Annotated in this window: 5 protein-coding genes and 2 pseudogenes; 3 read left to right on the top strand and 4 right to left on the bottom strand. The window is 61.2% G+C overall.

The window, feature by feature from the left end:
• Positions 1-375: 375 nt before the first annotated feature.
• Together IQK56_RS00950 and IQK56_RS00945 are read left to right on the top strand one after the other, a co-directional pair.
• Positions 376-1,145: pseudogene (locus tag IQK56_RS00950) on the top strand (hypothetical protein).
• A 99-nt stretch (positions 1,146-1,244) separates the two neighbouring features.
• Positions 1,245-2,057 carry an alpha/beta fold hydrolase gene (locus tag IQK56_RS00945; protein WP_122308201.1) on the top strand — a complete coding sequence of 271 codons (813 nt, stop codon included), beginning with the start codon at positions 1,245-1,247 and terminating at the stop codon, positions 2,055-2,057.
• Positions 2,058-2,093: 36 nt separating this feature from the next.
• Here the strand turns inward: IQK56_RS00945 and IQK56_RS00940 are convergent.
• From IQK56_RS00940 to IQK56_RS00930, 3 genes and pseudogenes are all read right to left on the bottom strand, one after another.
• Positions 2,094-4,059, bottom strand: a pseudogene (locus tag IQK56_RS00940) (methyl-accepting chemotaxis protein).
• 115 nt (positions 4,060-4,174) lie between these two features.
• Positions 4,175-5,587: an aminotransferase-like domain-containing protein gene (locus IQK56_RS00935; protein ID WP_193863661.1), complete on the bottom strand. Its 1,413-nt coding sequence runs from the start codon at positions 5,585-5,587 to the stop codon at positions 4,175-4,177.
• A 202-nt stretch (positions 5,588-5,789) separates the two neighbouring features.
• Positions 5,790-6,551, bottom strand: coding sequence for an SDR family oxidoreductase (locus tag IQK56_RS00930; protein WP_193901508.1), 762 nt, complete (start codon positions 6,549-6,551; stop codon positions 5,790-5,792).
• A gap of 246 nt (positions 6,552-6,797) precedes the next feature.
• Between IQK56_RS00930 and IQK56_RS00925 the strand changes: the two genes are divergently transcribed.
• The gene (locus IQK56_RS00925) at positions 6,798-7,805 is read left to right on the top strand and encodes an NADP-dependent oxidoreductase (protein ID WP_150675802.1); all 1,008 of its coding nucleotides are present in this window, start codon (positions 6,798-6,800) and stop codon (positions 7,803-7,805) included.
• A 139-nt stretch (positions 7,806-7,944) separates the two neighbouring features.
• Here the strand turns inward: IQK56_RS00925 and pyrF are convergent, their stop codons facing one another.
• Complete coding sequence (pyrF, locus tag IQK56_RS00920) at positions 7,945-8,643, bottom strand: orotidine-5'-phosphate decarboxylase (RefSeq protein WP_099586720.1); 699 nt, start codon at positions 8,641-8,643, stop codon at positions 7,945-7,947.
• Positions 8,644-8,866 lie beyond the last annotated feature (223 nt).

The raw sequence follows: 8,866 nt of genomic DNA, 5'->3' as shown, positions 1-8,866 counted from the left end.
CACTAGACGAAGGGGACACACGTACAACATTCACTACTCATCGCGTTTCGCTGTGTGCTTTACGCTTTAAGTGGCGCGCATTCTATGGATGGATTGGGAGGTCGTCAACCCCCAAGGATAAATTTATTAAAATCAATGACTTCGCCTGCGTTTACCGGCGCTTGCGGGCATTCTGCCCGTCCGCACCTTGACGCCTATATTCTGGCACCCGACAAGACGCTATAGTTCGCCCTGGCAAATGATGGCAATGTGCATTCACGCAGGGAACGCTGATCTATATAGAAGAAACTACCTGGGCAACTGGTCGATCAGCCCTATCCGATAGCCAGCCCAGTCACTACACTCTACTGCAAACCCTTTAAAGAGGTCACACCGGTGACACCACTCATGATCACCCTGCTGGTAATAGCCGGGATCGTAATACTGATCGCCATTGGCTACATGAACCACGTGGTGGAAAACAACAAGCTGGAAAAGCAGCGCACCCAGATCGAGCTTAACGATCGCCTGCGCCGTTGCGGTGAGATCACCGAAACATTCCCAGGCCAACTGATGACCCCGGCGCTCAAACTGTTGTTGACCCGCCTGGAGCTCAACGTAAACCAGCGCTTGTTGAACCTCAACAAGACCAGCGCACCGATCAAGGCGCGCATCACCGAGCTGAACACCTTGGTGGCCCAGGGCGAATCCATCCCGGTAAACAACCCGCCGGCACCGATCCAGACCGAAGCCAAGGCCAAGGACGTGCGCTTCCTGCTGGAAGCCTTCACGGCCAGGTGACGCGCGCGGCCCAGGATGGCTTCCTGCCCTCCAACGAAGCCAAGCACTGGATCAAGGAAATCCGCCATATCCTGGTGCTGCTGCACATCGAGTTCTTCAACAACCTCGGCCAGCACGCACTGCAGCAAGGCCAACCAGGTCAGGCCCGCCTGGCTTTCGAACGTGGCGTGCAGTACCTGCGCAAGCAGCCGGAGCCGGTGCTCTACAGCGCCCAGTTGCAACAACTGGAAGGCCAACTGGCCCGTGCCAACTCCACGGTACTGGCTAACAGCCAACAGGCGGTAGAAGAGGTCAGCGAATTGACCCAAGGCATGAAAGAAGTCGACGCCGACGCCGAGTGGAAGAAGAAAGTCATCTACGACTGATGCTCGCGAAATGATAGGTGCCATCACCCTGGCACCTATCCTCCACCCGCCGACTAGCGTAAAAAAGTGCCCCTCACTCCGTGAAGTCAGAGGCCTGCTATGCCTATCGCCGTCATTGATGGACAACCACTGCACTACCTCGACCAGGGCACCGGCCCGGCCGTCCTGCTCGGCTCCAGCTATCTGTGGGACCGCGACATGTGGGCGCCGCAGGTCGAAGCCCTGTCGCAACAGTACCGTGTGATCGTGCCCGAACTCTGGGGCCACGGTGAATCGGGCCAACTACCCACGCAGACTCGCTCCCTCGACGACCTTGCGCGCCAGAACCTGGCCCTGCTGGATCACTTGGGTATTACGCAGATCAACCTGGTGGGCCTCTCGGTCGGCGGTATGTGGGGTGCGCGCCTGGCGTTGCAGGCGCCCGAACGCATCAACAGCCTGGTGCTGATGGACACCTACCTCGGCGCAGAGCCCGAGGCTACGCGCCAGTACTACTTCTCGCTGTTCAAGATGATTGAAGACGCCGGCGCGATTCCCGAGCCGTTGCTGGATGTGATCGCGCCGATCTTCTTCCGCCCGGACATCGACCGCGAATCAGCGCTCTACCAGGACTTTCGCAAGTCGCTGCAAGCCTTTTCCCGAGACCGCCTGCTGCAGAGCATCGTGCCCTTGGGTCGGTTGATCTTCAGCCGCGACGACGTGCTGGAACAACTATCGCGCTTGGACGCTGACACCACCCTGGTGATGTGCGGCGAGCAGGACACACCCCGCCCACCCGCCGAATCCAAGGAAATGGCCGAACTGATTGGCTGCGCCCTGACGTTGATTCCAGGCGCGGGGCATATCTCCAGCCGCGAAAACCCGGACTTCGTCAACGAAGCGCTGCTGACCTTTCTCGCCAACCACGCTTGATCGCCCTCCCCTTTGATCGCAGCCTCTGCACTGCGGTCAAAGGCGGAAGTGCCCCACCATGCCCTTGAGTTCCGCCCCCAACTGCGCCAGCTGGATGCTCGACGCCGCGTTGCCCTGCATGCTCAACGCCGACTGGTCGGCACTCGCCCGGATACTGGTGACGCTGCGGTTGATCTCTTCGGCCACCGAGCTTTGCTCCTCAGCGGCAGCGGCAATCTGCTGGTTCATCTGCTGGATCAACGACACCGCGACCGCGATGCTGCCCAGGGCGCTCTCGGTTTCCAGGGCATCGCTGACCGCCAGTTTGACCAGCTCGCCGCTTTGCTGGATCTGCTGCACCGAGGATTGCGCGGCGCTGCGCAAAGTGCTGACCAACCGCTCGATTTCTTCGGTCGATTGCTGGGTACGCTTGGCGAGCGCCCGCACTTCATCGGCCACTACCGCAAAGCCACGGCCCTGTTCACCTGCACGGGCGGCTTCGATCGCCGCGTTCAGGGCCAGCAGGTTGGTCTGTTCCGCCACGCTTTTGATCACGCCCAGCACGGTGCCGATGTTCTGGATTTCGGCACTGAGGCTCTCGATGCTCGCACTGGCACTGGTGCTGGAAGTGGCCAGCAGCTCGATGCGCTGCAGACTCTGGCGCACCACTTGCTGGCCGCTGTCGACCTTGTCGTCCGCCGTCTGCGCGGCTTGCGCGGCCTCTTCGGCGTTGCGCGCCACGTCGTGCACCGTGGCGGTCATCTGGTTCATCGCGGTGGCCACCTGCTCGGTTTCTTCTTTCTGGCTGCTGACCTCGACATTGGTTTGCTCGGTGACGCTGGAGAGCGTCTGCGCCGAGCTGGCCAATTGCTCGATTCCGGCCTGCAGGCCGCTGACCATCTGGCTCAGGCCGTTGCCCATCTGTTGCATGGCCTGCATCAACTGGCCGATTTCATCACGACGGCTGACCTCCATGCGCCCACTCAGATCCCCAGCGGCAATCTGCTGCGCCACCGCAATCACACTGCGCAGCGGCGCGACGATCAAACGGGTAATCACCCATGCGGCAACCAGCCCCACCAGCAAGGCCAGGGCCGACGAGCCGATGATCAACAGTGCGCTTTTTTTCAGTTGAGCCTGCATCGACAGGTCTTCGGCGTCATAGGCCTGATTGACCCGGCTGACCACCAGTGCCGCCCGGTCATGCAGTTGTTTGTAGACCACTTTTTCCTGGGCCAGCAGGCCGGTGTACTCACCCAGCTTCTCGCTGAACGCAGCAATGTGCCCGGAGACTTCATTGAGCACCGTCTGGTATCCGGAGTCCTTGACCGAGGTTTTCAGCTGTTCGACCTGAGCCAAGGCCTGGTCGGCCTGCTCGATCTTGCCTTGCTCGGCGTCCTCGGCGTCCACTTTGCGGCTCTGGTCCAGGCGAACATGGGCTTCGTTCATGGTCTGCAACATCAAGCGCGATACCTGGCTGACCTGCCCGGCTGCTCGATAAACTCGGCGCCCTCCTTGCCCTGGCTTTCCTTGAGGCCATAAGCCCCATCGTCCGCAAGGCCGGCCTGCAACACATCGAGGTTATTCGCCACGCTGGACACCGACCAACTGGCCATTTCCAGCGCCAGATCCTTGGTCTGGGTCAATTCGACAAACTCATCGAACGCCTTGCGGTAGGCGGCCAGAGCCTGCTCGACATCGGTCATCACCGGCACGTTCGCCGCAGACTGGGCCTTGAGGGCCGCAGCCTGGGCTGCCAAGCATCGACGCTTTCATGCAGCGCGTCGACCGCCTTGGGGTCGGCGTGCAGCGCGTAGTCCTGCTCGATCAGGCGCACCTTGAGCAAGCCGCTATTGAGCGACGACATCGCCTTGAGCCCTTCGAAACGCTGGCCAACGGTCTGCAGGGACCACACGCCAATGGCCGCCACCAACGCCGTCAGCAACAGCACCAGCATGAAGCCCAAGCCCAGTTTTTTCGCCATACCGAGGTTGGCGAAACGTCGTTGCACGCCTGAAATCATTGCACTTGAATCCTCTTGCAATGGCAGATGCCATCAAGCCCGATTGACATGCAGCGAGATTCGCAACCACAAGGCACTGAACACAAGACGTTGGCGCCACAATAATGGCAAAAAGCTACACGCCCGTCGTTTTCAGAATGGTCGAGGTCGATCTGGCGGGCCCCATGGCACTGAACAACGCCAAGGCCCGCGGATCGGCTGCATAGGCCACATTGATGCGCAGCCACTCGCTGGCCTGCGCCGTCGGGCTGAACAACGCCCCGGGAGACAACAACACCCCTAGCCGCCGGGCACACATCTGTAACAGCGAAGGCTGCACCTCTCCCGGCCGCGTCCACAGAAACATACCCCCGGCGGGCACCGCAAACACCTCCCACTCTTCGTCTTCCAGCACCTGCAGGGTGGCCTTCATTTCAGTCCCAAGTCGCTTGCGCAGGCGCTGTACCCATTTACGATAGGTGCCATTGGCCAGCAGCGTAGCCACCACTGCCTCGGCGAACCGCGAGGTGCCGAACCCGGTCAAGGTCTTGAGGCAGGCCAGTTGCGCGATGATCGCCGAACTGGCACTCAGATACCCCACGCGCAACGCACTGCTCAAGGTCTTGGAGAAACTCGCGACGTAGATCACCCGATCATCATGGGGCAACGCCGCAAGCCGCACGCAACTGGCATGTTGCAGGTCACCGTAGACGTCTTCCTCAATGATCAGGAAGTTTTCGCGGTGAGCCAGTTCCAGCAAGCGCTCGGCCACCTCGCGGCACAAACTCGTCCCCGTAGGGTTGTGATGAACGCTGTGGATGAACAGGCACTTGGGCCGATGTTGCCGCAGTAAGGCTTCCAGGACCGAGAGGTCGGGACCGCCCCGTGTACGCGGCACCTCCAGCATCTGCACGCCCTGGAACACCAGTTGCTGATAGAGGTTGCCGTACCCCGGTGTTTCCACCACCACGCAATCGCCTGCCTTGAGCAGCGTGCGTATCAGCAGGTCCTGGGCATGGCCGGCGCCAGCGGTCGTGAGGATGCGGTCCACGCTGGAAGCGATATGAATCTGAGTCAGGCGCTTGAGCAGTTGCTCGCGCAACGCGGGCAGCCCCAACGGGGTGCTGTAGTTGAACAGGCCAGCAGTGTCGGTGCGGGTGACTTCACGAATCGCATAACTGATGTCATCGCTCTCGCGCCAGGCATCGGGTAACCAGCCGCAGCCCAGTTTCAACTCGCCCAATGGGTTATCGGCAAAGCTGCCCCATTCGCGCTCCGCCCCCTCATACCAATTGCCTTCGTGGGAATCCCCCGGCTGGGCCACCACAAATCCCGAGCCCTGCCGGGGAGCCAGCACCCCCTGCGCGACCATCCGTTCGAGTGCTTCGATCACGCTGGATTGGCTGAGCAGGTTATCCAGGGCCAACTGGCGGATGGACGGCAAGCGCGTGCCGGGGCTGACCCCGTCCTTGCGAATCCATTGCGCCACTGCACTAACGATTTGCTGCACCACCGGTACAAGGGCTTGTCGATCGATCCCTAAATCCATGAGCCACTCACTTCAACTGTCTGTTATCAACCCCAAGGAGTTAAGCACAGAAGCGGTTGATTGCCGGGCGCATAAATTTATTAAAGTATTGATTTTATTGGGTTATTTACCTAATGACACACATTCGGTCGCGGCGTTGTGCCAGCTCTGGAAACGCCCCACAGCGCCCCCGTCCATTTCGAACGCAGGGCGACGCAAGGTCCTAGATCGCCGTCGCGCCACCGTCCACTGCCAAGGCGTGGCCGGTGGTGAACGCAGCTCCGTCGCTGCACAGGTAAAGCACGGCGCTGGCGATTTCCTCGACCTTGCCGATACGCCCGACCGGGTGCATGGCGGCAGCGAATTCGGCCTTGCGGGGGTCGGCTTCATAGGCGCGGCGGAACATGTCGGTATCGATCACTGCGGGGCAGACCGCGTTGACGCGGATTTTCTTCTTGGCGTACTCGATGGCCGCCGATTTGGTCAGGCCGATCACCGCATGCTTGGAGGCCGCGTAGATGCTCATCTTCGGCGCCGCACCCAACCCCGCGACCGACGCGGTGTTGACGATAGCGCCGCCACCCTGTGCCAGCAGCAGCGGCAACTGGTACTTCATGCACAGCCATACGCCTTTGACGTTGACGCCCATGATGGCGTCGAACTCATCCAGGCTGCCGTCCGCCAGCTTGCCCTTCTCAATCTCGATGCCGGCGTTATTAAACGCATAGTCCAGGCGGCCATAAGCGCTGACGGTCTGCGCCATCAACTGCTGAACATCCGTCTCCTGCGTGACGTTGCAGCGCACAAACAGTGCCTCGCCACCGGTCTGGTGGATCAGCGCGACGGTGCCCTCGCCGCCCGCCACATCCAGGTCGGCAACCACAACCTTCAAGCCTTCGGCGGCGAACGCCAGCGCGGTAGCGCGACCAATACCGGCGGCGGCGCCGGTCACCAGGGCGACCTGGCCAGAAAACGTCATGCTCATGGGGGATGTCCTATGGGAGAAATAGCCGTGGGACGAGTCTAGCCAACACCACGCCGGACGCGTCAGCACTATCAAAGGCTCGGTTAGGGCTGCATGCGCGCCAGTGATAACGACACCGGGCGCACTATCAATGCAGCCTATCGAGCAGCATTCGCACCCAAAGCCAGCCTTGCCCCCAAGCCGTTCAAGGTCTATCACTCATGCTCCACTTCTAAACTCATGCTCCACTTCTAAAGAGACCCTGCCATGACCGCCCAGACCAACCGCCAATTCCTGCTCGCCAAACGCCCGGTCGGCCCGGCCACGCGGGACACCTTCACCTATCAGGAAGTGCCCGTGGGCACGCCCCAGGACGGGCAAGTGCTGGTACGCAATGAATACTTGTCCCTCGACCCAGCCATGCGCGGCTGGATGAATGAGGGCAAATCCTACATTCCGCCCGTCGGCATCGGCGAAGTGATGCGCGCACTCGGCGTGGGCAAGGTGATTGCTTCGAACAACCCGAAATTCGCGGTCGGGGACTACGTGAATGGCGCCTTGGGCGTGCAGGATTATTTCCTCGGCGAGCCCCGTGGTTTCTACACTGTCGACCCTAAGCTTGCCCCGCTGCCCCGCTACCTTTCTGCACTGGGCATGACCGGCATGACCGCCTACTTCGCGTTGCTGGACACCGGCGCGCCCAAGGCGGGTGAAACCGTAGTGATCTCCGGTGCAGCCGGCGCCGTGGGCAGCATTGCCGGGCAGATCGCCAAGCTTAAAGGGTGCCGCGTGGTCGGCATCGCCGGTGGCGCCGACAAGTGCAGGTTCCTGGTGGACGAATTGGGTTTTGACGCGGCCATCGACTACAAGAACGAAGACGTACCGGCCGCCCTCAAGCGCGAATGCCCGAAGGGCGTGGATGTGTATTTCGATAACGTCGGCGGCGACATTCTTGATGCGGTACTCAGCCGCCTGGCGCTGAAGGCACGGGTGGTGATTTGCGGCGCAATCAGCCAGTACAACAACAAGGAGGCGGTGAAAGGCCCGGCCAACTACCTGTCACTGCTGGTCAACCGCGCACGGATGGAAGGCTTTGTGGTGATGGATCACGCGGCGAATTTTGCCGCCGCCGGGCAGGAAATGGCCGGCTGGATGGCCCAGGGCAAGCTCAAGAGCAAAGAGGATATTGTCGAGGGGCTGGAGACGTTCCCGGAGACATTGATGAAGTTGTTCAACGGCGAGAACTTTGGGAAGTTGGTTCTGAAGGTCAGCTGATACAGCGCAAAACACATTGCCTGCGGTGCACATGGGTATCTACACCACTCCCAGTGGATGCTGAATCTATGGCAAATGGGCTGTTGTGGTGAGCGGGGGCAAGCCCCCTCCCACAGGGGCTGTCCCACAGCGTCAGGGGTCAGGCGATCTCGGCAACTACCGCCGCCAACGCCTTGGCCGGATCCGCCGCCTGGCTGATCGGACGGCCGATTACCAGATAATCGGAACCGGCATCCAGTGCCTGACGCGGTGTCAGGATACGGCGCTGGTCATCCTGGGCGCTGCCCGCCGGGCGGATCCCCGGGGTCACCAATTGCAGCGACGGGTGGGCGGTCTTCAGCGCCTGGGCTTCCAGGGCCGAGCACACCAGGCCGTCGAGGCCGGCTTTCTGGGCCAACGCGGCCAGACGCAGCACCTGCTCCTGAGGCTCGATGTCCAGGCCAATACCGGCCAGGTCTTCGCGCTCCATGCTGGTCAGCACGGTCACACCGATCAGCAGCGGTTTAGGGCCGCTGCGCTGCTCCAGCACTTCGCGGCAGGCCGTCATCATGCGCAGGCCGCCGGAGCAGTGCACGTTGACCATCCACACGCCCATTTCGGCGGCGGCCTTGACCGCCATGGCGGTGGTATTCGGGATATCGTGGAATTTCAGGTCGAGGAACACTTCGAAGCCTTTGTCACGCAGAGTGCCGACGATTTCTGCGGCGCAACTGGTGAACAGTTCCTTGCCGACCTTGACCCGGCAAAGCGCGGGGTCCAACTGGTCAGCCAGCTTCAGTGCGGCGTCACGGGTGGGGTAATCCAGGGCGACGATGATAGGAGTCTGGCAGACGGACATTGGAATGGGCTCTCAGGCAAGTCGAAATCGGCGCGGATTGTAGCGCAAGCAGCGGCGTTGCGGGATCCGATGATCGGTAAATACTGACCAACCGCCATTTCACGGGCCTTTCGGGCAAATGTTTCAAAGCTGATACATTCACGACATGCCCCCAACACGCCCCACCGCTAGCCTCGCCCGCACGACCCTCCGACCAGCACTTCCAGCCATGGGGCTGGGCGCC

The sequence above is a fragment of the Pseudomonas cyclaminis genome (genome assembly GCF_015163715.1).
GTDB lineage: Bacteria > Pseudomonadota > Gammaproteobacteria > Pseudomonadales > Pseudomonadaceae > Aquipseudomonas > Aquipseudomonas cyclaminis.
The sequence above is the reverse complement of the archived record's forward strand: the minus strand, read 5'-3'. Positions and strand labels throughout refer to the sequence as shown.

What these genes read in the sequence shown, in the direction of transcription:
- IQK56_RS00945 (WP_122308201.1), top strand. Translation starts at nt 1,245, where the DNA reads ATGCCTATCGCCGTCATTGATGGACAACCACTGCACTACCTCGACCAG.
- IQK56_RS00935 (WP_193863661.1), bottom strand. Translation starts at nt 5,587, where the DNA reads ATGGATTTAGGGATCGATCGACAAGCCCTTGTACCGGTGGTGCAGCAA.
- IQK56_RS00930 (WP_193901508.1), bottom strand. Translation starts at nt 6,551, where the DNA reads ATGAGCATGACGTTTTCTGGCCAGGTCGCCCTGGTGACCGGCGCCGCC.
- IQK56_RS00925 (WP_150675802.1), top strand. Translation starts at nt 6,798, where the DNA reads ATGACCGCCCAGACCAACCGCCAATTCCTGCTCGCCAAACGCCCGGTC.
- pyrF (WP_099586720.1), bottom strand. Translation starts at nt 8,643, where the DNA reads ATGTCCGTCTGCCAGACTCCTATCATCGTCGCCCTGGATTACCCCACC.